General features: G+C 47.4%; 20 protein-coding genes. 15 read left to right on the forward strand and 5 right to left on the reverse strand.

Annotation, left to right across the window (positions count from 1 at the left end):
• Positions 1-20: 20 nt before the first annotated feature.
• The 13 genes from ACI1P2_RS24575 to ACI1P2_RS24635 all read left to right on the forward strand — a co-directional run bounded on the left by ACI1P2_RS24575 (position 21) and on the right by ACI1P2_RS24635 (position 17292).
• Positions 21-194, forward strand: coding sequence for a hypothetical protein (locus ACI1P2_RS24575; protein WP_355324151.1), 174 nt, complete (start codon positions 21-23; stop codon positions 192-194).
• A 344-nt stretch (positions 195-538) separates the two neighbouring features.
• Positions 539-1930: an MFS transporter gene (locus ACI1P2_RS24580; protein ID WP_355324154.1), complete on the forward strand. Its 1392-nt coding sequence runs from the start codon at positions 539-541 to the stop codon at positions 1928-1930.
• Positions 1931-1952: 22 nt separating this feature from the next.
• Positions 1953-3440, forward strand: coding sequence for a sulfatase-like hydrolase/transferase (locus ACI1P2_RS24585; protein ID WP_355324157.1), 1488 nt, complete (start codon positions 1953-1955; stop codon positions 3438-3440).
• A gap of 228 nt (positions 3441-3668) precedes the next feature.
• Complete coding sequence (locus ACI1P2_RS24590; protein WP_355324160.1) at positions 3669-4706, forward strand: LacI family DNA-binding transcriptional regulator; 1038 nt, start codon at positions 3669-3671, stop codon at positions 4704-4706.
• A gap of 53 nt (positions 4707-4759) precedes the next feature.
• A complete protein-coding gene (locus ACI1P2_RS24595) occupies positions 4760-6220 on the forward strand; it encodes a sulfatase (protein ID WP_355324162.1) in 1461 nt (486 codons plus the stop codon).
• Positions 6221-6281: 61 nt separating this feature from the next.
• Entirely contained in the window at positions 6282-7250 is a 969-nt protein-coding gene (locus ACI1P2_RS24600) for a formylglycine-generating enzyme family protein (RefSeq protein WP_355324165.1), read from the forward strand.
• A gap of 184 nt (positions 7251-7434) precedes the next feature.
• Positions 7435-9195, forward strand: coding sequence for a sensor histidine kinase (locus tag ACI1P2_RS24605; protein WP_355324168.1), 1761 nt, complete (start codon positions 7435-7437; stop codon positions 9193-9195).
• Positions 9188-10825, forward strand: a complete 1638-nt coding sequence (locus ACI1P2_RS24610; protein WP_355324171.1) for a response regulator — start codon at positions 9188-9190, stop codon at positions 10823-10825. The genes ACI1P2_RS24605 and ACI1P2_RS24610 overlap by 8 nt, the downstream gene beginning before the upstream one ends.
• Positions 10826-10924: 99 nt before the next feature.
• Positions 10925-12604 carry a type 2 periplasmic-binding domain-containing protein gene (locus ACI1P2_RS24615; RefSeq protein ID WP_355324174.1) on the forward strand — a complete coding sequence of 560 codons (1680 nt, stop codon included), beginning with the start codon at positions 10925-10927 and terminating at the stop codon, positions 12602-12604.
• Positions 12605-13013: 409 nt separating this feature from the next.
• Complete coding sequence (locus tag ACI1P2_RS24620; RefSeq protein ID WP_355324177.1) at positions 13014-13904, forward strand: ABC transporter permease; 891 nt, start codon at positions 13014-13016, stop codon at positions 13902-13904.
• 17 nt (positions 13905-13921) lie between these two features.
• Positions 13922-14800 (forward strand): carbohydrate ABC transporter permease, encoded by an 879-nt coding sequence (locus ACI1P2_RS24625; protein ID WP_355324180.1) that lies wholly within the window; start codon positions 13922-13924, stop codon positions 14798-14800.
• A 144-nt stretch (positions 14801-14944) separates the two neighbouring features.
• Entirely contained in the window at positions 14945-15970 is a 1026-nt protein-coding gene (locus ACI1P2_RS24630) for a glycoside hydrolase family 53 protein (protein ID WP_408976336.1), read from the forward strand.
• 23 nt (positions 15971-15993) lie between these two features.
• A complete protein-coding gene (locus ACI1P2_RS24635; RefSeq protein ID WP_355324183.1) occupies positions 15994-17292 on the forward strand; it encodes a galactokinase in 1299 nt (432 codons plus the stop codon).
• Positions 17293-17428: 136 nt separating this feature from the next.
• Here ACI1P2_RS24635 and ACI1P2_RS24640 read toward each other — a convergent pair whose 3' ends face one another.
• From ACI1P2_RS24640 to ACI1P2_RS24655, 4 genes are all read right to left on the reverse strand, one after another.
• Positions 17429-18748: an ISL3 family transposase gene (locus tag ACI1P2_RS24640; RefSeq protein WP_355324185.1), complete on the reverse strand. Its 1320-nt coding sequence runs from the start codon at positions 18746-18748 to the stop codon at positions 17429-17431.
• A 19-nt stretch (positions 18749-18767) separates the two neighbouring features.
• Positions 18768-19949: an MFS transporter gene (locus tag ACI1P2_RS24645; RefSeq protein ID WP_355324188.1), complete on the reverse strand. Its 1182-nt coding sequence runs from the start codon at positions 19947-19949 to the stop codon at positions 18768-18770.
• Between the two features lie 74 nt (positions 19950-20023).
• Positions 20024-20314 (reverse strand): ArsR/SmtB family transcription factor, encoded by a 291-nt coding sequence (locus ACI1P2_RS24650; protein WP_355324191.1) that lies wholly within the window; start codon positions 20312-20314, stop codon positions 20024-20026.
• Between the two features lie 119 nt (positions 20315-20433).
• Complete coding sequence (locus tag ACI1P2_RS24655) at positions 20434-21351, reverse strand: AraC family transcriptional regulator (RefSeq protein WP_355324194.1); 918 nt, start codon at positions 21349-21351, stop codon at positions 20434-20436.
• Positions 21352-21604: 253 nt separating this feature from the next.
• Here ACI1P2_RS24655 and ACI1P2_RS24660 point away from each other — a divergent pair, with 253 nt between their 5' ends.
• A complete protein-coding gene (locus ACI1P2_RS24660; protein WP_355324251.1) occupies positions 21605-23617 on the forward strand; it encodes a beta-galactosidase in 2013 nt (670 codons plus the stop codon).
• Between the two features lie 353 nt (positions 23618-23970).
• Here the strand turns inward: ACI1P2_RS24660 and ACI1P2_RS24665 are convergent, their stop codons facing one another.
• A complete protein-coding gene (locus ACI1P2_RS24665; RefSeq protein ID WP_355324197.1) occupies positions 23971-24384 on the reverse strand; it encodes a DUF1259 domain-containing protein in 414 nt (137 codons plus the stop codon).
• 194 nt (positions 24385-24578) lie between these two features.
• Here ACI1P2_RS24665 and ACI1P2_RS24670 point away from each other — a divergent pair, with 194 nt between their 5' ends.
• Complete coding sequence (locus ACI1P2_RS24670; RefSeq protein WP_355324200.1) at positions 24579-26213, forward strand: GMC family oxidoreductase; 1635 nt, start codon at positions 24579-24581, stop codon at positions 26211-26213.
• Positions 26214-26343: the final 130 nt, after the last annotated feature.

The following is a 26343-nucleotide window of genomic DNA, read 5'->3' on the forward strand; positions in this document are numbered from 1 at the left end:
ATAAAAGGAGAGAGCCAGCAATGAAGGAAAATAAATATAAAGTGGCCGAGGCAGACCGCTTGAATGATCATGACCGTACAGATGATGTGGTGAGGGAAGTGCCAGCAACGACGAATGCCAGCGAAGCAGTGGCGGCAATTACCTCACACATCAATAAATACGATGTGCCTGATGAGCTGGAGAAGGATAAATAATTCAACAAGCTTGAAATAAAACCGGGTAGAAAGCTTAAGAACCGTCAGATGGTTGGCTCTGACGGTTTTTTTAATCCGGTGCTTAAAATTGTAGTTGCACAAATCCGAAATATCGGATAAAATTCAAATCAAAATTATAGAAGCGCTTTCATTTCATCGAAAACTCATGAATTAAGTTTGGTAAATAATCGATTTTTTTTATTTTCTCCTTTGTGGAAGCGCTTCTATATTTTCAACCATATTTGTGAAGGGGAGGTATTAAATATCTGCAGCTTGGAATTGGGCTTATTGAGAAGAGAAGCTTAAACGGTTAACAACAAGGTTTTCAACAAAGGGGGAAACATATGAGCACACAGAATGCTAGTGTCAAAAAGAGCGAAATCTTGCTATATTCTTTTGGCGGATTTGGTTCCAATCTTTTATTTGTGTTTACAACATCCTTCTTAATGTACTTTTATACGGATGTTTTTAAAATTTCACCGGCCGCCGTCGGTACGGTATTTTTAGTTGTCAGGTTGATTGATGCCTTTTTGGATCCCTTGCTGGGAATGCTGACAGATCGAACAAAGAGCAGATGGGGAATATATCGTCCCTGGTTAATCTTTGGTTCGCCTTTTCTGGCAATGACAACCCTGCTATTATTTACTGCTCCTGATTTAAGTCCGTCAGGCAAAATCGCTTATGCCATTGCGGTTTATGTTGGTTATTCTTTTGTATCCTCGGTTGTGAACATCCCTTATCATGCATTGAGCGCAGTGATAAGCAATGAACCCGGTCCCAGAAACTGGCTTGTTACAGCTAAAAATTTTATGGGCAACCTCGGAAGCCTGGCCGTATCCGGTTCGGTACTGCCGTTAGTCGCATTTTTTGGGAGCGGGCAAAAGGGATGGTTTTTTGCGACACTCCTGTTCTCGGTATCCACAATCATTTCCTATTGGCTTTGTGCTCATGGTTCAAAAGCTTATGATAATAGCGAGATTATTGCAAATAAATCCTCGAATTCACATAACGAACATCCTCCGTTAAAGGAACAAATTAAACTCATTTCACAGAATGGACCGCTGCTGGCTTTGCTGATTGCAACCGGAGTAAAGACGGCAGCCATGATTATCAATTCTGCTGTAGCGATTTACTACTGGCAATATAACATGGGTCGGCAGGATTTATATTCACAATTATTTATTTGGGGAACATTGCTTGCGATTCCTGTATATTTTGTTGTCCCCTTTTTAGTGAAAAAGTTTGGCAAGAAAAATGTATTAAATGTTAGCTGCATTGTTACAATCATCCCATCGGCTATACTGCTAATGACTCCAACTGAGTATGTAACGCTCATATTTGTTTTATCTGTTTTGGTTAAGGTTTTAATTCCGTTTACCGCATTACTGCCGTGGATGATGCTGCCGGATTGTGTCGATTATGGAAAATGGAAAACAGGAATGAACGGTTCTGCTACAGTGCATTCCACGATGATTTTCACCAATAAAGTCGGGGCAGCCGTTGGAGGTATGCTGTCAGGGACATTATTGGCATCAGTAGGATATGTTGCCGGGCAACAGCAATCACCTGCAGTATTAAGCATGATTAATCATATGTATTTTCTTGTGCCCATCATCGGCTTTGCATTTAGCGCCATTGTGATTTGGAAGTTTTATTCGATTTCGAATACGTTTTATTCAAAAATTATAAAAGATATAAGCGAGAAAGAAACGAAGGCGGATACAATTGGAGTTTGAATGGAAGGAGAACGCTTTTCATATGAAAAAAAGACCTCATATTATATTGTTTAATCCGGATCAATGGAGAGGCGATGTACTGGGCCATATGGGGAATCCAGCCGCGATTACACCTAATCTTGACCAGCTTGTTGCCCATGATGCCGTTTCTTTCAGAAATGCTTTTTGCCAAAACCCGGTGTGCACACCCAGCCGTTGTTCATTTATGTCCGGATGGTATCCCCATGTGAGAGGGCATCGGACAATGTACCATATGATGAACCCAGACGAGCCTGTATTATTAAAGTCGTTAAAGGATGCCGGTTATTATGTGTGGTGGGGAGGCAAGAATGATCTTGTTCCGGCAGAGAACGGATATGAAGCTTATTGCAATACCAAATATGTACCCGAAAAAAAGCCATTGCCGATGTTTGGAGGAATCCACGGGGAGAGTGGCTGGCGAGGGAGTCCTGACAGTGATACGTATTATTCGTTCTATATCGGGGAGCTTGAAAAGGGCAATGATGAACCGTATTATTACGATTCGGATTGGGCCAATATTTTAGGAGCAATTGATTTGATTAAAAATGCTCCTGAAGATCAACCTTTATGTATTTATTTGCCCATTTTTTACCCCCATCCGCCCTATGGTGTGGAGGAGCCGTGGTTTAGTATGATCGATAGAGCTCTCTTGCCTAAGCGAATCTCTCATGACAAAGTTACAGGACCTGAACCATCCATGCTTACGGGGCTGCGGGAAAAATATAATATGCAAACCTGGTCGGAAGAGCGGTGGACTGAGCCTAGAGCAACTTACTATGGCATGTGCGCCCGGGTAGACCATCAATTTGGCATGCTTATGGAAGCGCTTAAAGAGGCAGGAATCTATGACGATACGGCTGTGTTCTTCTTTTCAGATCATGGTGATTTCACCGGGGATTACGGGCTTGTTGAAAAAACACAGAATACTTTTCCAGATTGTTTGACACGAGTGCCGTTTATTGTAAAACCGCCGGTCTCTGCCAAGATTAAACCAAGAATCAGTGAAGCCATGGTTGAATTGATTGACTTGACGGCTACTGTGCAAGAGTATGCCGGTATCATACCGGATTACACGCATTTTGGCCGGACGTTGACTCCAGTTATAGCGGGCGAAAGGGATAACCATCGGCATGCCGTCTTCTGTGAAGGAGGACGCTTGCACGGAGAATTTCATTGTAATGAATCAGCACCCGCAAACGGAGATCCCTCCATGCTGTATTGGCCAAGAGGCGAGATGCAGCGAAGCGAGGGACCGGAGCATACGAAGGCAACGATGATTCGGACAGAGAAATACAAGTATGTACGACGATATTATGAGACGGATGAATTGTATGACCTGGAACAAGATCCCGGAGAGACGGAAAACAGAATTCATGATGGGAGCTTGACGGAGGTGCTGCTTGAGTTGAAAGAAAGGCTGCTGGACTTTTATCAGGAGACCTGCGATGTCGTACCTCATGTAAAAGCAAGCAGGGAGACAAGCAAGTGAACCGGGTTGCATAAATTTAATTTATCCTATAAAATAAGGTTTGTGGAAGCGCTTCTACAAATCTTATTTTCATTATATTTCTTATATATTAAGTAATAACTTATTTTATTATTGAATTGTGGAAGCGCTTCTTCAAAATCGAGCAGATTGCATACGCCAGGGGAGGAAGTTCATGCCTGAGCTAACTTTTTGCTATACTGAAAAAAAACATTTCTGGTGGTATCAATCATGAACACTTCTATTTATGATGTAGCAAAATTAGCCGGCGTATCCATTTCAACGGTTTCCAGGGTTATCAACGAGAGCGGTTATGTCAGTGAAAAAACCAAAACAAAAGTAAATGAGGCTATGAAGAACCTCGGTTTTGTACCAAGCATCACAGCGCAAAATCTGGTCAAGCACCGCACCAAGCTTATCGGAGTTTATTTTCCGCATTATATGAGTTCTATGGGATTTACAAGCACGTATTTCATGGAATTTATCCGCGGGGCCAATGAGGTCATTATGGAAAAGGGGCATCATCTGCTTCTGATCAATGAGCCAAAGGAAGAAGAAGAGCTCCTGTCTGGCGGGGTTCTTCCTCAATATACAACGTTTTTGAAGCAAAAGAGGATTGACGGGCTGCTTATCGGAACTGCTCCCTTGAAAACCTCCTCATTTTTTGAGCTGGTCAAAGATGATGCACCCATGGTGTACATCGGAGAAAGGCTCGTTTCTGACCGGGGGCTTAACGTATACGCCCTGTTTAGGCAAAATGTGTGGCAATCGCTGGATTACCTATATGAACGAAAGCACCGGAGAATAACCATTTTGTACATTGCAGAATCCCAGGTCTCCACTTATGTAACTGAGTACAGACAGAAGAAGAAGAACGATCCGGAATTAAAAGTGGATGTCCGGCAATGCCCAATGGACGTTGACTCCTATCTTGAGGTGGTTACGGATGTATTTAAGCATCCCGAAAGGCCGACTGCTTTGATGATTATGGATTTGGCCAAAGTGCAGCCTGTCATCAATTATGTAAACAATATTGGGCTGCGTGTTCCAGAGGATGTGTCCATTATTTCACAGGAGCATCATTTAAAAGACGGCGAGCAGTGCTTCCCGGCTGTAACCAGCGCCTATGTCCCTGTATATCAAATGGGGCGTGAATCAGCCATGTTATTGTTCGAATACCTGGAGGAGAAGGAAGCTTATAATAAGCAAACCCTTTTATCTCCACAAATCATCGAACGCCAATCTGTTGCTGAGGCTAAAAAACCATAGAGAAGCCTTTCTATTAAATATGAATGGAATAGGCACGAAGGAGAGGAACTTTTATGAAGGCTATTATGCTTATGTTCGATACATTAAACCGACGTATGCTTCCTCCTTATGGCTGCGACTGGATCCATGCTCCGAATTTTCAGCGTTTGGCCGAGAGAACGGTTGTTTTCGATCATGCTTATGTTGGCAGCATGCCGTGCATGCCGGCAAGACGGGAGCTGCAGACCGGCAGGTATAATTTCCTTCACCGCAGCTGGGGACCTATGGAACCATTCGATGATTCCATGCCTGAGCTGCTGAAAAATCACGGTATCTATACTCATATGGTGACCGACCACCAGCACTACTGGGAAGATGGGGGCGCTACTTACCATACCCGCTATAATTCCTTCGAGCTGATACGGGGGCAAGAGGGGGACCCGTGGAAAGGGAGAGTTGCGGACCCGGATATACCTGAAATGATCGGGATGAAGGAAATGCATCAGCTGATTCGCCAGGACTGGGTAAATAGAGGTTATATGCGGGAGGAGAAAGACTTTCCGCAGGTCCAGACCATGGAAAGAGGAATGGAGTTTATTCGCGATAACGCGAAGGAGGACGGCTGGTTTGTGCAGATTGAAACCTTTGATCCGCATGAGCCGTTTTTTGCGCCACAAAAGTACAGGGAGATCTATCCTCATGGGTACAATGGCAAACACTTTGATTGGCCGCCTTACGGTCCGGTAAAGGAATCCAAGGAAGAAATCGAGCATGTCCGTTATGAATATGCGGCACTGGTGAGTATGTGCGACCACTATCTGGGGAAAGTGCTGGACACCATGGATGAGCTTGACCTGTGGAAGGATACGATGCTCATCGTGAACACCGATCATGGATATTTGTTGGGCGAGCATGACTGGTGGGCTAAAACAATCATGCCGTTCTATAATGAAATCGCTCACATGCCAATGTTTATTTGGGACCCGCGCAGCGGCAAGAAGGGAGAGCGCAGACAAAGTCTCGTGCAGACGATCGATCTGGCTCCGACGCTGCTGCAGCTGTTCGGGGTGGACATTCCAAAAGACATGCAGGGCAAGGACCTGCAGGAAACGATCGCTTCGGACCAGCCTGTGCGGGAAGCCGCGTTGTTCGGACTTCATGGGGCACATGTCAATGTGACGGACGGAAGATATGTATACATGCGGGCCCCGGTATCCCCGGACAATACGCCGCTGTATAACTATACACTCATGCCAACACATATGCGCAGCAGATTCTCTGTCGAGGAACTGCAGGACATTCAGCTGCAAGAGCCGTTTTCTTTCACCAAAGGGGTGCAGACAATGAAGATCAAAGCTGCCGGTAACGGTTTGTCCCATTCCTTCGGTACGTTATTGTTTGATGTCGTGGAAGATCCGCTGCAAAATCACCCGATACAAGACGAGCAAGTAGAGCAGCGAATGATCGGGAAGCTTAAACAGCTTATGGATGAAAGCGAAGCTCCTGCTGAACAATACGTCCGATTAGGGTTATAATAAGAAAGGAATACTAGAAACAGAAATAGAAGTAGAATAAGCATCAAAGGGGGGGAGCGGAATGGAACCGACAAAAAGCTGCTGCGCCGCAAGCCGCGAACAGCACAAGAGCGATGCGGGAGTCAGCCCTGTCGAACCGACTGCGGCAGTCAAGGCGGGACGCCCGTACCCAAAAGAAAAGCTGATCCTCATTAAGGGTGGCGAATTTCAAATGGGAACAAACACGCCGGACGGCTTTCCGTCCGATGGGGAAGGACCTGTGCGCACAGTCAGGGTGGATGATTTTATGATTTCTCCGTATGCGGTGACAAATGCTGAATTTCAGGCCTTTGTCCAGGATACGGGTTACATTACAGAAGCGGAACGCTTCGGCTGGACGTATGTTTTTCATCTGCTCGTTTCAGAGGAAACGCAGAAGAAAGCGAGCAATGTGGCGCAGCAGACACCCTGGTGGATTGTTGTGGAAGGAGCCTATTGGGCCAAACCGGAAGGCCCGGACTCGACTATTGATGATCGGTTGAATCACCCGGCTGTCCATATTAGCTGGAACGATGCGGCTGCATATTGTGCATGGTCCGGCACGAGACTGCCGACAGAAGCGGAATGGGAATACGCGGCGCGGGGCGGGCTGACCGGTAAAACCTATCCGTGGGGAGATCTGCTTAAGCCGGATGGAAAGCATATGTGCAACATATGGCAGGGTAAATTTCCCGTTAAAAATAATGCCAGTGACGGATATATCAGTACAGCTCCCGTGGATGCCTATGAAGCAAACGGCTATGGACTGTACAACGTGTCAGGCAACGTATGGGAGTGGTGTCAGGATTGGTTTAGCCCGTCCTATCACCGGACAACTTCCTCCACGAACCCAATCTTCAAAGAGGAGACAGGAAGACGGTCCATGCGCGGAGGCTCTTACCTGTGTCATCGCTCCTACTGCAACCGATATCGCGTAGCGGCCAGAAGCAGCAATACACCGGACAGCTCCTCCGGTAATTGCGGATTTCGTGTGGTTGCGGATGTAAATTAACCTTCAAAAAAGCAGGCTGTCTCTATGGGTTTAGAGATGCCTGCTTTTTGCTTGCCATACTATCCTAAATCTTCTCACAATCCCCTGTACGGATCCTATGAAAGCGGTTATAATTGTGCCCACGCAACCAGAGTTTGACAGGTTTTACCGGAAAATCTGATGAATGCAGGTGTGAAATCCCGAGATGTTAAAGTTCAACTTTTATACAAAAATCGTCACATTGGCGGTCATTATGATGATCCCCATTATGCTGCTCTATTTTTATTCCAATAAAATCACGACCGATGTCCTGAGCGAGGAACTGGGCGCCTCGAACATCAATCAGCTGGTGTTCTTTCAAAACCAGGTGAATACGAACATTGAGCTGGTGTCTTCCTGGCCGAATCTGCTGATCCATGATCCTGATATCCTGAGCTTTCAGGATATTTTTCTGGAGGACGAGTACCTGAATCTGGATGCCATCAATCTGGTCAAGCGCATTCAGACCAAGCTGAGCCTTCAGGAAAGTTCGTCCAATTGGGACAGCAGCATTTCCATTTATTCGCCGTCGCTGGGCAGGGTGGTTACCGAGCGGGATGCGCAAAGGTATGAAGCAAAGGACTTAAACAAGGAGATCAGGCCGGGCTGGCAGGTCGAGAAAGTCGCGGAAGATGAGGGAGAACGGTTCGTGTTTTCCTGGTACACAGTGTCTCCATTCTCGGCAGAGCGGCATCCGGAAACAGCCAATACGATTATTAAAGTGGAGTTCGACAGCAGCAACATTCAGGACATGCTGGACCGTTTTAAAAGCGATGGTCGTGGCGATCCGTTTTATTTCAGAAAAGATATGGGGGTCATTTACAACCGCACTGCGAATCATGAGCTTATTGGCCGGCTGCTGAGGGATATGGGAGGCGGCCAGCTTAAGGATGGTGAAAAGCGGATATTGGAGGTGAACGGCAATCAATATATGGTCAGCATGGTTTTATCTGAGGACACCGGATGGTACCTGATCGACTATATGCCGCTCTCCGAAATTATGCAGCCCATCGATCAGTCCAACCGGTTGTTTTATGTATCCGCAGGCGGATTGCTGCTGCTCAGCTTCCTTGCCGCTTACATGCTGTATTCGCAGGTGCAGGTTCCCATCCGCCAGCTGGTCGCGGGCTTTAAGAGGCTTGCGGCCGGAGATTACGCTGTGCGTATGCAGCTCAAGGGCAGCCATGAGTTCAGCTTTTTGGCTGATCGGTTCAATCAGATGGTGGAGCAGATTCAGCAGCTTTTTGAAAAGGTGTATATGGAGAAGATTCATGTCCGGGAAGCACGACTGAAGCAGCTGCAGTCGCAGATTAATCCCCATTTCTTCTATAACTGCTTCTCATTCATGACCAGTATGGCGAAGCTGAAGAAGCATGAGGCGGTGATTGCCATGTCCCATCATCTGTCGAGATATTACCGCTATACGACAAGACAGGAGCGGGAGCTTGTGCCGCTGGAGGAGGAGATTGAATTTGTTACCCACTATCTGGAGATCCAGAACATGCGCATGCCCCGCCTCAACTACAGCATCGATCTGCCGCAGCAGGTGGGCAGGCTGTCCGTTCCGCCGCTCATGCTTCAGCCTCTTGTGGAAAATGCGGTTATCCATGGCATCGAGCAGCATGCAGAGAACGGTCTGATTCGCATTACGTCGGAATTCGATCAAGGCTGCGTGAAGGTGCATGTGGATGACAACGGCAGGGGCATGGGCGAGATGGAGATTTTCGCGCTGGAACAGAAGCTGCACCGTCCAATGGATGAACACATGGGCTGCGGCGTATGGAATGTATACCAGCGCATGCGGCTGCGGTTCGGCGAAAGCGCGGGTCTCGCTTTTTCCCGTTCTGCATACGGCGGTTTAAGGGCAACCCTGTACTGGACTGATTCTGAATCTATAAGTGCACTGGAGGAAGACGGAAGTGATTAATATATTGCTGGTTGATGATGAGACCTATGTAACGGAAAGTCTGGCCCTTACTCTTCCATGGGAGGACATGGGCGTTAGCGGGGTTTTTCAGGCGGCCTCGGGCGCAGAGGCGCTTTCCGTTATGGAGGAGCAGGATATCGATATTCTCGTTACGGATATTCGCATGCCAGGCATGACCGGGCTGGAACTGATCGAAGCGGCAGGCAGTCGCTGGCCGCATATCCGCCGCATTTTGCTGACAGGTCATTCGGATTTTGAGTATGCAAAGAAAGCGATTCAACTGCAGGCCGTCGATTACATATTGAAGCCGGTCAATGATGAGGAGTTGGTGGAGAGCGTAACAAACGCAGTTGCTTCCTTAAAGGAAGAGTGGGAGGCCTTTGAGAAAATGCACAAGCTGATGTACAGCCGTAAAACGGACATTGGCATTTTGCGGACCCAGCTAATGCATGATCTGATGCTGGGCAGGCAGCTGTCAATGAGAAGTATTCAGGATAAATTGAGCGCTTATGAGATCTCCTTTTATACCGATGCTCCCGCCGTTATGCTATTGATCCAGCTTGGCAGACATTTTACGGATATGGACCATCATTCGGTTTCTCTCATTGAATATGCGATCGGCAATATTTCGGAGGAGGTTTTTGCGGGCGCTTTTCATGTGTGGCATTGCAAAGCTCCGCATGACTGTCTCGTTCTGCTGGTGCAGCCGAAGGAGGGGAACCGGAGCAGCACAGATTGGGGTACGGATGATGCCCGGATACGCCGGGAGCGGCTGGAGCAGGATGTCGAACTTTTTCGCAAGCATGTCAGCAGTTATTTGAAAGGGAGCGTTACTGTGTTAATTACAGACTGGTTCAGCTTCCCGGAGGGGCTGCCGGCAGCATACCGGACAGGATTGAGCTCGCTGTATTTGTCGCAGCATGCTGAAGCGGGGGCTGTGCTCTTTCTTGAAGATCAGCCGAATCGGCCCGCAGCAGTAAAGCCTCTGGAAGCCTTATATAAACCGCCGACGCTCATACACCTGCTGGAATCGATGCAGTGGGAGGCGGCGGGCAGTAAAATGGAACAGGTTTTTGCGGAGATGGAGAACAACGCCTATTCACGCGAGCATCTGCATGAGATGTATTTGTCTGTAACCAATGCATTTATGTACATATCTCACAAACAGGGCCGCCTGTTCTACCAGCTTGATCAAACCGGGATTGATCCGCTGGCTGTTCAGGAGGTGATTCATTCGCTGCCGAAGCTGAAGGAGTGGACACGTGCGGTCATGGACAGGCTGAAGAGGGAGCTGGCGGCGAATGAACAGCAGTCCAAGCGATTTGTAATCAAGCAGGTGCAGGAGCTCGTGTCCAACGACAACGGTCAGGAGCTGTCCGTCAAGACCATTGCGGACCAGGTATATCTGCATCCTGTATATTTGTCCAAAATTTATAAGGCGGAAACTGGCGAGGGATTGGGGGACTATATCATCCGCATGCGTATGGAAAAGGCGCTGTATCTGCTGAAGCATTCGAACAAGAAAATCTATGAAATTACAACCGAGCTGGGCTATCAAAATCCGCAATATTTCAGCAAAATGTTCAAAAAGCATTACGGAATGACGCCAAACGAGTTCAGGGATCAATGATGTTGGCAAAGGTGCAGAAATGTTCATTTAATGACATAGGCCGGTGTGACTTAGCCCTCTATAATGACATTGTAGAACTGTAATGAAGGGGGAACATTCATGCAAGCCTTTTCAAGAAAACGCTTCCTGCCTATGCTTGCCGCCACTTTGGTATTGGGTGCAGGTCTTGCCGGATGCTCGGGGAAGGAAGCTGAAAGCAATTCATCCGGCGCGGTAAATACTGAAAACGTGTACAAAGAGAAGTACGACCCGGAAGTTACTATTAAAACGGTATGGGGAGTAGACCCTCAATTGAAGTTCAAGAACGGCGAGACGATTGAGAATAATGTCGCCACCCAGTGGGCCAAAGAGAAGTTCGGGATTAATATCCAATCTCTCTGGTCGGTAACGGATACGAACGGTGCATTTGCCACCAAGCTGCGGCTGGCGATGTCATCCGGACAGGAAATGCCGGATGTGGTGACCATCGGTACGGAGAACAATACGCTGGCACAGGACTTGATCGATTCAGGTATGTATGCGGAAGTGGGGCCGTTATTTGATAAATATGCCTCAGACACCTGGAAGGAAGCGATGAACCAGGACCCGCAGGTATGGAATCAGTACACCCGTGACGGCAAGAGAATGGGCATCCCGGTGCTGGATTTTGCCTACAACCATGATTATGTGTTGTGGATTCGCCAGGACTGGCTCGACAAGCTCGGTTTGACACCGCCAAAAACGATGGACGAGCTGGAAAAAGTCATGGATGCCTTCAAAAACCGGAACCCGGACGGCTTGTCACCGGACAAAGTGATCCCGCTCAGCATCGGCTTTAAAACGTCCATGAATACCTGGATGGGTGATCCGTCATGGGTATTCGGCGCCTACGGTACTTTGCCACAGCAGTGGAATGCCGGAGCAGACGGCCAGCTGGAGTACGGCTCTATTCATCCAGGGATGAAGCAGGGGCTTGAGAAGCTCAAGGATTGGATGAGCAAAGGTTATATCCCTAAGGAAGCAGCTCTATGGGACGAAAATAAAACGGCTGAACCTACTGCTGCAGGTACGGCAGGCATTATTCCGGGACCTTACTGGATGAGCGGCTGGCCGCTGCAGGACACGGTGAAGAACGCACCGAACGCCGTGTGGAGACCAATTACAATTCCGACAGGGCCGGACGGCACGGCCATGCGGCATGGCACCCAGTTTACGAACGGTGTTGTGCTGATCAACAAAAAGATGGAGCATCCTGAGGCCTTCTTTACGTACCAGAACTATCTCTTTGATCATTTCGCGACCTCCGACCCGGACAGCGAATTTAAGAATGGCCTCTTTAAAGGATATGACTACGATCTTGATGCGAACGGGAAGATGGTTCCCATGGACCAGATTGAAGGCGGTTATGTGAATGTAGTGCGTTATTTGCTCGTCCGAGACGGGGCGCGCATTCCGGACGCTCAAATGAAAGCTCTGCTCAAGTTGGCTGAAGGAGGAGAGCCGGTGACACGCCTGGAAAAAGACGTTGCGGTAAACTACGGCAAGGACACACCTGAAGCGGCTCAGGTCCTTCTGCAACAGCAGGATATTTCCAAGAAAAATATGTTCACTGGACCGACTACGGAAACGATGAAATCCAAGCTGGACTATCTGAACAAAATTGAAAGCCAGACTTTTAATGAAATCATTTATGGCAGACAGGCGCTTGATACGTTCGATACGTTCGTGCAGACCTGGAAGGCAGGCGGCGGCGATCAGATTACGGCAGAGGTCAACGAGTGGTATAACAGCGTAAAATAACCCAAACCTCTTCCGGAGAGCCTATAAGGTAGTGGCGCGAGTACGAAGGATAAAAGGTCAAGAACGGAGGGGAAATCTACTGTTCTTGACCTTTTTGCTGAATCAAAAATCGAAGGAGATGGGCCATTTCTTTCTTGGTATTAAATAGGGAGATGCACGCAGCAGCGGAGAGAACGAAGCAATTCCGGAAAAGCGGAGCGTTCGCCTTTGGCCCGGAGGGTCAACAGCGATTGGAGGAATGCTTCGTTTTCGGAGCGTCTCCCCACGTACGAAAGTATGACTAAACTCCTCCGGCCGATAGGAAAAAGAGGTTGTATTTGTGCCATTTATATTGGTTTCAAGCGCTGTTTTGGGCGGCCAGGACGTTGCTACAATTGACATATAGATTGAAGCTACAGGGGGATCTTTCATGAGAAGTTTGCGTAAAACATGGCCGTTTCACGTCATGCTGCTGCCCGCGGTCATCTTTCTGATCATTTTCAGCTATATTCCGATGGGCGGCATCGTCATGGCCTTTCAGGATTATAAGCCATGGCTGGGGATTGACGGCTCGGAATGGATCGGCCTGGACAATTTCCGTTACTTGTTTGAACGTGAGGACAGCGTTCAGGTCATCTGGAACACGCTGATCATTGCTGTCCTCAAAATGGTGTTCAACCTGCTGGTCCCGTTCGTATTTGCCATATTGCTGAACGAGATCCGGCAGGTTGGCCTGCAGCGTTCCATCCAGACGCTTGTCTATTTGCCGCATTTTCTGTCCTGGGTCATTCTTGGCGGCATTCTGATTGATCTGCTGGCAGCCGATGGATTCGCCAATCGGGTGCTGGGCATGATCGGTTTCGATCCTATATTTTTCCTCGGGGATAATAACTGGTTCCGTTTTACGGTCATTGTATCGGATGTCTGGAAGGAATTTGGCTATAACACGATCATTTTCCTGGCCGCGCTGGCCGGTATCAATCCTTCCCTGTATGAGGCGGCTGAAATGGACGGAGCAGGCCGCTGGAAGCAGACCCTGCATATCACGGTGCCTTCCCTGCTGCCCATGGTAATCGTTGTCGGCACGCTGGCGCTTGGCAATGTGCTCAACGCAGGTTTTGACCAGATTTTCAATCTGTACAATCCGCTTGTGTATGAAAAGGGCGACATCATCGATACATTCGTGTACAGAACAGCGATTCTGAACGGAGAAATGGGCTTTGGCACCGCGATCGGACTGTTCAAATCGGTCATCAGCATGATCCTGATACTGGTGTCATACCGTCTAGCCTACAAGTGGGCCGGCTACCGGATATTTTAAAGCAAAGAGGGAGAGCTATGTATCAAAAAACAGTGCCTTACCGTATTTTTAATGTGTTTAATACCTGCTTTCTGATCCTGCTGGCGTTGATGTGCATTATCCCGCTCATTCATGTGCTGGCCGTATCGTTCAGCGCCAAGGCGGCGGCGGACGCCAATCTGGTCGGCTTGTGGCCTGTCGATTTCTCGCTGGAGGCCTACAAAAAAACGATTGATAACCCGGTTTTTCTGCATTCCATCTGGGTGTCCGTCAAACGGACGGTGCTCGGTACGGCGCTGACATTGCTCGTGACCTTTCTGGCCGCCTACCCGCTGTCCAAGGAAACATCTGTATTCCGCAGCAGAGGCATCTATTCCTGGCTGTTCGTATTCAGCATGGTGTTCAGCGGCGGGCTTGTGCCTTTTTACATCGTCATTCAAAAGCTCGGCCTGATCGACAGCTTCTGGGTAATGGTGCTGCCAAGCGCGGTGAACACGTTCCTAATCATTCTCATGCTCAATTTTTTTCGCGGTATTCCGAAGGAACTGGAGGAGGCGTCTCTCATTGACGGAGCGGGGCATTTCCGCACGTTGTTCAGCATCTACCTGCCGGTGTCCCTGCCGTCCATTGCCACCATCGGCCTGTTCAGCATGGTATATCATTGGAATTCCTGGTTCGACGGACTGCTGTATCTCAGCAATTCCAAGGACTATCCGTTAGCTACGTTTCTGCAAACCGTCATCATCCAGCGGGATATGAGCTCCATGAGCATGAGCCCGACGGAGATGGAGCTGCTGTCGCAGACGACCGTGAATGCCGCACAGATTTTTATCGGGGCAGCACCGGTGCTGATCGTATATCCTTTCCTGCAGAAATATTTTGTTAAAGGAATGACGCTGGGCTCTGTTAAAGAATAAGAGCGGTTTTCTGGTTGTCAAAATATCCATAATATTTCCAAAACATCCTGTTTTCTTATAGGGGTGACGAATACAATTAGCTGCATAGACATTACCTTACATGAGAAGGAGGATATGATTTTGAGGAACAAGCCAAGATTACTGATGCTGCTCGTTCTTTGTGCTTCTATGATTATGTTTGCGCCAGGTCCGCAGGGAAATAACAGAGCGTCCGCTGCGCCCGCTTTTGCCAAAGGCGCGGATATCAGCTGGGTTGCAGGCATGGAAAAGCAGGGGTATACTTGGAAAGACAAACGTGGTGTTCAGAAGGATGTTCTACAAATTTTACGGGACGACTACCAAATCAACTCGGTACGCATTAGGGTGTGGGTAAATCCTAATATGAATGATTATGCAAACGGATACATGAACGCGGACAAGGCCGCCGAGCTCGCGGCCCGCGCCAAAAAGCTGGGCATGAGCGTCATGCTGACACTCCATTACAGCGATTCCTGGGCGGACCCGGGGCAGCAGACCAAACCATACGCCTGGAGAAATTTTACCTTCCAGCAGCTTATGGATGCGGTGTGGGCCCACACGGTATATGTCATGAACACGATGAAGGAGCACGGGGTGACGCCGGATTGGGTGCAAATCGGCAATGAAACGAATAACGGCATGCTGTGGGAAGACGGGAAGGCATCGGTCAATATGAAAAACTATGCTTGGCTGGTGAATACGGGTCATAATGCGGTAAAATCGGTAAGCAGCAGCACCAAAACAATTGTTCACTTGGCCAATGGCTTCGATAATTCTCTATTTCAGTGGAACATCGGCGGTCTTGTAAGCAACGGGGCCAATTTTGATATTATCGGCATGTCGCTTTATCCTTCCGCATCGGACTGGTCCACAAAGGTAACACAGACGGTGAGCAATGCCAATAATATGATCGCCACTTACGGCAAGCCGGTGATGATCACGGAAATTGGCATGGATTATAATGAGCCTGCCGCAGCCAAAAGCTTCATTTCCGATATCAAGACGAAAATACGCGGCATCGCCGGAGGCAAAGGGCTGGGCGTATTCTACTGGGAACCGGAAGCCGTACCGGGTTACAATGACGGCTATAACAAAGGAGCCTGGCAGGCGGACGGCAAGCCGACAATCGCACTGGAAGGATTTCTTAACTAACAAGAACATATTTGGAGGAGACTATGGGAACGATTCGCCATATGAACAAAATTCAGGCTCCGCCCTTGCAAAATGTACTATGTAAGCTGTACGGTCCTGATCAGCTGACTTTGCAGACAGACCGTTATCAGAAGCTGTTTGCGAATTACCGGGAGCAATACGGTGAGGAGGGCGCCGTGAGCCTGTTCAGCTCCCCGGGACGAACCGAAATCGGTGGTAATCATACTGATCATAATCATGGCAGGGTGCTGGCGGCAAGCATTGATCTGGATACGGTTGCAGCGGCTGCTCCCACAGAAGAGGCCGTGATTACAATTGTGTCAGAGGGTTACCCTGAGCAATACCGGATTGATCTTTCCAATCTGGAGCCAAAGCCGGAGGAGACCGGAACACTGGCGCTGCTGCGCGGCATTGCGGCAGGATTTGTGCATCATGGTTATAAAATTGGCGGCTTTAATGCCTATGTCAGCAGCAATGTGCTTTCCGCATCAGGCTTGAGCTCGTCCGCCTCGTTTGAAATGCTGATCTGTACAATTTTGAATACATTTTATAATCAAGGGGCGCTGGACACGGTTGTGATGGCGAAAATCGGCCAGTATGCCGAAAATCATTTCTGGAACAAACCTTCAGGACTGCTTGATCAAATGGCCTGCGCTTATGGCGGGTTGATCGCCATCGATTTTAAAGATCCGGAGCAGCCCTTCATTGAACCTGTTCCGTCAAAATTCCGGAATAGAGGTTACTCGCTCGTGATTGTCGGCACGGGGGGCAATCATGCCGATCTGACAGCAGACTACGCTGCGGTTCCGGGGGAAATGAAGGCCGTCGCAAGAGCGCTTGGCGGTGAAGTGGTCCGGGATTTGACCGTGGAGCAAATATACAGCAATCTGGACATGCTGCGGGAGCAGGCGGGAGACCGGGCGGTGCTGCGGGCGCTGCATTTTCTGGAGGAAAACGAGCGGGTGGGCGAGGAGATTGCTGCTCTGCAGACAGGCCGTTTTGCAGACTTTCTCCAGTTGATTACCGCTTCGGGCAATTCATCCTGGAAGTGGCTGCAAAATGTATACCGTGAATCGGTTGTGAGTGAGCAGGGCATTTCCATAGCGCTTGCTTTAACGGAGCTATTCTTGAAGCGTATCGGTGACGGCGCTTGCCGGGTGCATGGAGGAGGATTTGCGGGTGTCATTTTGGCCATTGTGCCGGATGAACATGTGTCCGAGTATATCTCTTTTATAGAGAGCACGCTTGCAACCCCTGTTTTTAACATTCAAATCCGGGAGTACGGGGCAGTTTGTCTTAATGATATGGTTGAAGAGGATTAACAAATAAAATATTATGTAAACTAAATGGAACAAATGAATCGCATCACTGCTACATAAGGAGCTCCTGCTGATCAGGGGCTCCTTATTCCATGAACATTTACAAATTTAGGTACTCGGAAGTTATGGTGGAAAAGGGCTATGAAATGCCCTTCTCCAATTTCTCAATCAAAGTGGAAATATCAACACCAAGCAGAGTTCGTTCTTCCGTTTCACGAGGTGGCATTTTGATTTTTGGAAAGTTTTCTTCCAGTACGCAGGTATTGATCCGCTGCTGATATTTTGGCTTACATTTCTTTTCGAGCCCCTCAGTAAAGAGAATTTTGGCTCGCAAAGCTTCGAATGAATAACCCCTACCCAATCGGTGAATGAGACGGATAAGGCTATTCAGTGACTCTGTATAAGCGTTCGGAACGCGGTGATCGAAGTAGGCGAATATCTCTTCTTCCCAGTAGTCCATAGCCTTTGTAAGAGGCTCAAAAGCCATTTGGAGTTCATTTGGAATCTGTGCTTTCCAATCATGGTATTTGAGGTAAGCCGTTTGTCTGCTGTCGCAATCCCATAAGTCAAAAAATGATTCCTTTAAGTTATACCCAATGCCGAGAGAAGGGTGATTATTCATCCATAGGTCAAGAGTTATCTTATCCATCTCTGTTAGCTCATTATGGCGTTTCAAGAGAATAAAGCGGTCGTGCATGAGTCCACGCCGTTCCTTCGGTGATAACCCCTCTCTATGCTGTTTACGGATGGTTTCTAACGCTTGGTTTGCCATACGGACAACGTGAAACTTATCGACGATGATAAGAGCTTTTGGCAATACAGATCTCACGGCGTCCTTATATGGTTGCCACATATCCATAGTAACGTATTGTATTTGTCCTCTATTTGGAAGGCGGGAGAGATAGCCTACAACGGATTCCTTGTTACGATTGGGCAAAATGTCTAGCAAAGTATGTTCCGCAATATTGGTTAGCACGCATCTTGGCTTAATAATGTGTATTTCGTCCATCCCAAGCCAATAAGGTGTTTCAAATCGAATAGTTTCTTTAAGACGATTGATGTAATCACGAAAGATGCTACGTATTGTTTTCTCATGCAATCCAACTTCCTCGGATATACTGACAAACGTGCGTTTAAGGCTTTGCTTCTCTATATAACACAATAAACGTTTGGTGCAATTTCGCTTCTCGTCTATGGTGTGGTTTAGGTGTTCCCAAAAGGTTCGATTGCAGTCTCTGCAGCGATACCTCTGACGCTTTATAAGAAGCTCTACACGCTTGCCGTGAATAGGTAAGTCCATACAGATCTGTTCCCTGCTATCGTGTTTGTAAAGGTTGGCTACACATCCACAATGAGGGCAAGTCAAAGGTAGAGAGTTCGCCATCACTTGAATTAGAAAATCGAATTCATTCTCATAAATATATAGGATGTTGAATTTCGAAAGATTTAAAATATCCATTTGAATTTATTCTATGCATTTATGCTGCAAACTCCTTCTTTGTTTTCGCATCACTGGCCAAAATACCACTGAATATAAACAATAATAACGAACCTGCAAAGCAGATAGCCGCAAACAAGCCAACTGCGGAAAAACCGTTAAAAGATGCATAAATCAGGCCTGCGATCCAAGAACCGAGCGTTGTCGCGGCGTACATGATCGAACTGGCCAAGCTGGAGATCGTGCCGCGGATGGCCGGATTTAATGAATTCAGCAGTCCCAATATGAGTGGAAGAGCGATTCCCATGGTAGCGAATATGAAAAAGTAAACACTTTCGAAAGCCGCAACCGATGGCAGGTGGGGCAAAACAATAAAACATGCAATAGAGACAAGAAAGCCCGCAACCAGCGTGTTGAAACGGTTTAATGTTTTGATCACATAGGCGCCGCAGAGGCTTCCGACTATATTCCCGAGACCAAGAAAAAACATCAAATACCCCGTTTGATCGATTGAAAGGTGAAAGCGATCCGTCACCCATTTTCCGATGAAAGCGAAGGCGGCAAAGAATCCGCATTGAAATAAGAAATGAGCGAAGAAAGCTCTTCTCGCCATTGGACTACTCAACAGCGGGATGTATCTACTGAAAATAGGAGATTTGGTGATTTGGCCTTGATCCGGTTTCATTTCGGGCAAAGCATAGTAGATGAATATGGCTATTAATAACGCGAATGCTCCGATTGTAAAAAAAGAATAAGACCATTGGATGGAGGCCAGCAGACTTCCTATAGGGATGCCGAATGCTTGGGAAGCAGCCACGCCGGCCATGACGATTCCGGATACTTTGGCGATCTTCGACGTTGGGAACAGGGCAGGGATCGAGGCCCAGACTTGAGGAGCCGTAAATGCCGCGCTGACTCCGGCTAAAAAACGGAATAAAAACATCGACCAAAAACCTGTGGCAAAGCCGCATAACAGGGTTGAAACCGAGAAGCATACCATGCCGGAAAGCATGACTTTTTTGCGATCCCAACCATCGGAAAGCGGTCCGGCAATCAGAGCGAATAGGGCATAACCTAAAGCATAGGCTCCGACCATCCAACCTGCGGATTCGGTCGGGATATGAAACAATTGTTGAAGCGTGGGGATGAGCGGAGAAATCAAAAAAGTATCCGTGCCGATGACAAACATGATGAGAAATAATAAGATTGTTAATCTTAACATGGTATCCACCCTTTTCATTTTTGTTCTAAAGTTCAATGACAATTGAACTAATGAAGAAAAAAAGAGATTTCCTTCTACAACGTATCCAGAAATCCAGGTAAATAAGTTTGAAAAGTTTCCAAATCGAGACTCGTATACTTTATTTGGGCAGCTTTTCGTACGTTGATTAATTTCGCCTCCTTCAAAGTACGCAAGTGATACGAAGTATTCGATTTAGAAGTATCGCGAATGTTTCCTATTTCTCCGCAATTCATTTCCTTCTTGCCGGCGTATAGAGCTCGTATGATTTCCAATCTTGTTTCATCAGCTAATGCTTTGAATATTTTGACTCTGAGCTCATCACTTGTTATTTTTTGAGTAGTCATAAAACTATTGTACTAAGATACCGTTACAAATCAAGTCTTTAGAAACATACCACCACATTCTCCGATTTATAAGTGAAATGTTTTTAGTTGTCTCCACCATAACTTCCGAATACCCCAAATTAAAGCTCAAAAAACTGAATGTTTCCAAGCGTCTGTCTATACTGGCGGGGGCTCATCCCTGTCCAGCGTTTGAACTGTCTGCTGAAATGGGCAAGGCTGGAGTAACCCAGCATGGTTGCAATCCGGGTAAGATCCAGATCCGGCTGCTGAATCAGCTGCTTGGCCTCATGCAGCTTCAGCTCGGAAAGGTACTTGCGCGGCGAAATGCCATATACCTTTTGGAATACCTCAAGCGCATAACCGGGGCTGATATTCAGGGAAGCCGCAATGTCTTCAATCCGGACTTCCTTGTCCCGCAGCACTTCGTTTTGCAGGTTTCCTTGGCTGAAGTTGGACTTGATCGACTCCGCGATCAGGGCCGCATAGTGGCCGACCGTGGGCGATACAGCCGTTGCAGCGCTTGATGAAGCATGCTGTGCCAATAGATTAAGAATTTCAAACAAGCCTGCCTGAATACGGAACAGGTCGGATGTTGTATATTCCCGCTCGCTTTGGAGCAGTTGAACCCAGTTCATCAGGCCTTCCTTCAAGCGCTCATTTTCCTCCGTACCTGCCGGAAAATACATCTGTCCGCTTCGTCTCATTTCCTGATGAAACAGCGCGTCATCCAGGTTGAAATGGGCAATAAAATAAGTCAGCCCCTGATCATTCACGCATTCAATCACATGCCTGGTACCGGGCGGGATCAGAAAAATATCTCCTTCTGCCAGATCCTGCTTAATATGGCCAAGCATAATCCTTTGGCTGCCCTGAAGAATTAGTACGATTTCAAAGGCAGGGTGAGATTCCTCCGGCACCTTCCAGCCTTTCTCCACCTGCTGCATATGTGCGCCAAAGAGCTTGATATTCCAATTGATGGCCGGCAGCCAGCGGGAGTGCGGAAATAGATAAGAACGGTATTGTTCCGGTATGAGCATAGGATGACCACCTTGGATTAGGGCAAATTTGACCTGCTTTTGCGTATCTTTTTTTGCCTTATCGATTGTTATAATGACTTTAACGCAAGTGAACCAGCCGAAGCAAGCGGACAGGGGCGGCATGATCAATTTGCAGCCAACTCCGGTTTGCAAGTAGGGCAAACGGCTGGAAAAGGGATTTGCATGCATAGAAAAGTAAGCGCTGTCTTCGCAATGATTCTAGTATTCCGGATTTGGAGGAAGCTCATTTATGATGGAAAAATTATTATACGGTGTCGCTTATTATGACGAATACATGCCTTATGACAGGCTCGATCAGGATATCCGGATGATGAAGGAGGCCGGCATTAACGTTGTTCGTATTGCGGAATCCACCTGGAGTACGCACGAACCGCAAAATGGAGTGTTCGATTTCACATCTGTTGATAGGGTGCTGAACGCCATGCATGAAGCAGGCATCCACGTCATCGTTGGGACACCGACTTACGCCGTGCCGACCTGGATGGTCAAGCAGCATCCCGACATATTGGCGACAACTGAGAATGGGCCTGGAAAATATGGGGCAAGGCAGATTATGGACATTACGCATCCTGCCTATCTTTTTTACGCCGAGCGGATCATCCGCAAACTGATTTCAAGAGTATGCAAGCATCCGGCCGTCATCGGCTACCAGACTGATAATGAAACGAAGCACTATCACACAGCGGGGCCAAACGTGCAGCTGCAGTTTGTGAAATATATGCGAGAGAAATTCGAATCTTTGGATGAGCTCAACAAAGCCTTCGGATTGGATTATTGGAGCAATCGTATTAATAGCTGGGAGGACTTTCCTTCTGTTGTTGGCACCATCAATGGCAGTCTCGGCGCGGAATTTGCAAGGTTCCAGCGGAAGCTGGTCACGGACTTCCTGGGCTGGCAGGTATCGATTGTAAATGAGTATAAACAGCCGCATCAGTTTGTTACGCAAAATTTCGATTTTGAATGGCGCGGCCATTCCTACGGGGTGCAGCCGGACGTTGACCATTTTGCTGCGTCCAAACCGTTTGATATTACCGGCGTGGACATCTATCATCCTTCCCAGGATGATTTAACGGGCATTGAGATTTCCTTTGGCGGCGATATGGCCCGTTCCACGAAAGGCAGCAACTATCTGGTGCTGGAAACGGAAGCCCAAGCTTTTCTGAATTGGGTGCCTTATCCCGGCCAGCTAAGGTTGCAGGCTTTCAGCCATCTGGCATCAGGGGCAAACATGGTGGCTTATTGGCACTGGCACTCTATTCACAATTCATTCGAGACCTACTGGAAGGGACTGCTGAGCCATGATTTTGAGCCGAACCCTGTCTATAATGAAGCGAAAACGATTGGAGCAGATTTTGCAAGACTTTCGGATAAGCTGGTGAATTTGAAGAAGACGAATAGGACGGCCATTCTGGTCAGCAATGAATCGTTAACGGCGATGGAGTGGTTCAAGTTCAGCTTTAAATCCGATAAAAACTATAATGACGTGGTCCGGCTGGTCTACGACGAGCTTTACCGCATGAATGTCGGCTGCGATATGGTCGATCCATTCGTTGAAGATATGGATGGCTATGATTTGCTTATCGTTCCAGCATTATATACCGCTTCAGACCAGCTGCTGGAGCGCCTGAATGATTTTGTGCGCCGCGGCGGCCATATCGTATATACCTTCAAAAGCGGCTTTACCGATGAAAATGTAAAAGTAAGGACTGTCCGGCAGCCGGGAATCATTAGTGAAGCATGCGGGATTAGTTACCAAATGTTTGTTGAACCCAAGAAGGTAACTTTTAAGGACAACCCGTTTAATGTAGAGCCCGAACATAATGAGGTCCATACCTGGATGGAATTAATCACCCCGGAAACAGCAGAAGTGCTCGCTTATTATGACCACCCGCATTGGGGGCAATATGCCGCAATTACGCAAAATACGTACGGTAAGGGCCAAGCCATCTATATCGGGTGTATGGTGAGCTCGCAGGTGATGAATAAAATATTGGCCCATGCGGTCATACAGGCGGAGTTATGGGGAGCGGACCAAAAACTGGCGTTCCCGTTGATTACAAAAACAGGCGTCAACGTGGCGGGTAAAACCATTCGTTATTATTTCAATTATTCGGACCAGCCGGCGGAATTTGTATACCCGCATGGACAAGGAACGGAGCTGTTCGAGGATGCTCCAGTCCATAGCGGCCAGACGATCGGGCTTGAGCGCTGGAGTGTCAAGATCATCGAAGAAAACTTAGCTTAACTTTTAAATCACCGTTTATCAAAAAGTAGCATAATAATATAATGTTCCAAATCTTCAAACGATGTCTGTGGTATTAGATTAGAGGTTCTGGGGGAGGGTGTCTTACTCACCTGATCATTCGGAGAGAAATGAAAAATCGATATTAGTTAACCTATAATGTATTTTTATATGTAATTTGCGAATTTCTGCGTTAGTATGACAGATCAATCATATTTTGGGCCACGTTTGGTTTGATAAAGGGGAGCCTGGGAGCGGTTCCCCTTATACAAAGGTTTAACTAATGGGTTATCAATTTGCGATGAAGAACGAATAATTTATATCATCAACTAAATCGAGGGGAAAAGATCCGAGATTTATCCCAGGAAACGAATAGATTCTTTTGTTCTCCTGGCGAAATCAATAGGCTTCATGATTGATTCCCAGTGGATGTACATGAGCCGTGGCTTTTCATTCAACCAATGATTGTGTAAAGCAGTTACTGTAATTCCGCGTTTTTGGAGATTGCGGATTAATCGATTGGCCTGATTTTGAAGAAGAGCCGTTTCCCCTAAGCAGAGCGCACGCCCGGACTTATCCAGGGATTCAAACGAAAACAGTTGGTAACGTACGAGAGGAGATGTCGTACGTCTTCCTAAAATTGTTGCATTCAGTTGTCTTGCGCGGCTAACAAAACAAACGGGCCCAGGATCAATTTCATGTTCCCCACCCAAAATTTTTGAAAATTGATTACATAATCTTATAAATTCCGGACTTGCTTTAACAGCCATTAAAAAAAACCTCCTTTTTTTGTGATCAGTGTATGACCAGTCAAAAAAGGTGGATTGGGTTATAGCCCGGGAGAGTCATTTTAATTACGCACCTCGATAAAAAAATATCGCGAAAAGGCTCTGGCTTTCGGCACACTCCACACGAGTGCATAATATTTTGCTATGTAAGCACAAGTGGATAAAGGAGGATGGTCGTGCGCAATTCACGGCAGAAAAACAGGAGTTCAACCTTTGATTACATTGTTGTTGGGACGGGGCCAGCAGGAGCAGTGATCGCGAAGACGCTTACGGATGATAAAAAAACCTCTGTTCTTGTATTGGAGGCCGGGGAAAATAGAGACAGGGATCTGCCCATTAGGGACTCCACATTTGCCCCTGAGCTTGAAGAACAATTTTTTGCGCAATACTTTTGGCAGGGAGAAGGAATCCCCCAGGTAGGGCTCGACGAACGCACCTTTGAATGGACAACGGGACGTTTATCAGGGGGCGGTTCCTCAATTAATGGGGAGCAATATGTAAGGCCAACTGCAGATGTTTTATCTCAGTGGCAAAAACTTTTAGGGCCAATTTGGTCGCCAAGCAGCGCGGTGCAGCGTTTCAAGCGTATGGAAAAGTTTAATGGTGAAACCAATAATGACAATGTACATGGCTTCCATGGACGAATCAATATCAGGCAGGCTCCGCGAAATCCAACTGCCATGGCCAAAAAACTCGTCTCCGCCATTGAACAAGCGACTGGGTTTGATCAAATACTCGACTATAATGATCCAGAAACACCGCTTGGTCCCTTCACCCGTTGGCAGCTTTTTCAAAAGCCCAAAGGCAGAAGGGAAAGTTCGTCAACTGCCTTTCTATCCTCGGATATCGTTCGACCTAACGGTCATGGCATAAACGGTCGAAAACTGAATGTTTCTTATAAATCTACCGCTCTCCGCATTCTTTTCCAAAACAAACGGGCATCAGGAGTGGAATTTTTAAAAGAAGGCCGGCACTTACGGGCGTACGCTCGTAAAAAAGTTATTATTTCGGCGGGTATTAATAGCGCACAGCTGTTGATGCTCTCCGGAATAGGACCTGCCGCTGAGCTTAAGTCAGCGGGCATTCCCGTTGTGTTTTCGAATCCTAATGTGGGAAAACAGCTGCGGAACCATACTTTGAATTTTGCTGTTTTTAGCACAAATCCGGACGATACCCCCTTGCCTGCCGATGATCCGAGTGCTCTGTATACCGGGGGAGCTTTTCTGCCCGATCCGTCGCCAGGAGCCGATCCATATAAGAGGGGGGTACAGCTTGTGGGGATCGGTTCCAACGGCAATTTAACGCTTGCTATTTTATTCCTGAAGCCCAAAAGCCGTGGTTCGATTGACATCCAGAGCAACGATCCCCTGCAGATCGTGCTTGCCGATGAAGCCTTTTTACAAAACTCAGACGATCTGGAAGCAGTCAAAAACATTTATAAAATTTATATTCGAAATATTGCCATTCAGTTGGAGGCCATTGATCCGGCATATCGGCTGATTTCTCCTGCTCCGGATGTCCTGGATGACGATGCAAGACTTGAAGAATTCATCAAGGAAAATTTTGATCACAACCACCACCAACAAGGGGCACTTCGTATGGCACCCACTCGAAATGGTGGCGTTGTCGATCGACGGGGAGCTGTACATGGTGTAAAGGATTTAATTGTAGCCGACGATTCGATTGTCCCGTTTACTGTAGATGGTAATACTTCTGCTACCGCATTTCTCATCGGATTGACCATTGCCGAGCAAATCAGTAAGCGAAAGCAGTTGAACCGAAAATTTAAACGTGAACGTGTCGAAGAGTGATGGCAGACAACCGACCGTGGTTGTTAAGTCCTTTTGGAGACCTCCGTGCCGCTATACCTGAGGATCCGGGAAACACTCCAAAAAGGAGCACCTGTCCGGCACCATATTTGTAGTAACTGGACTAGGGATA

Source organism: Paenibacillus jiangxiensis, from assembly GCF_046098255.1.
Taxonomy (GTDB): domain Bacteria; phylum Bacillota; class Bacilli; order Paenibacillales; family Paenibacillaceae; genus Paenibacillus; species Paenibacillus jiagnxiensis.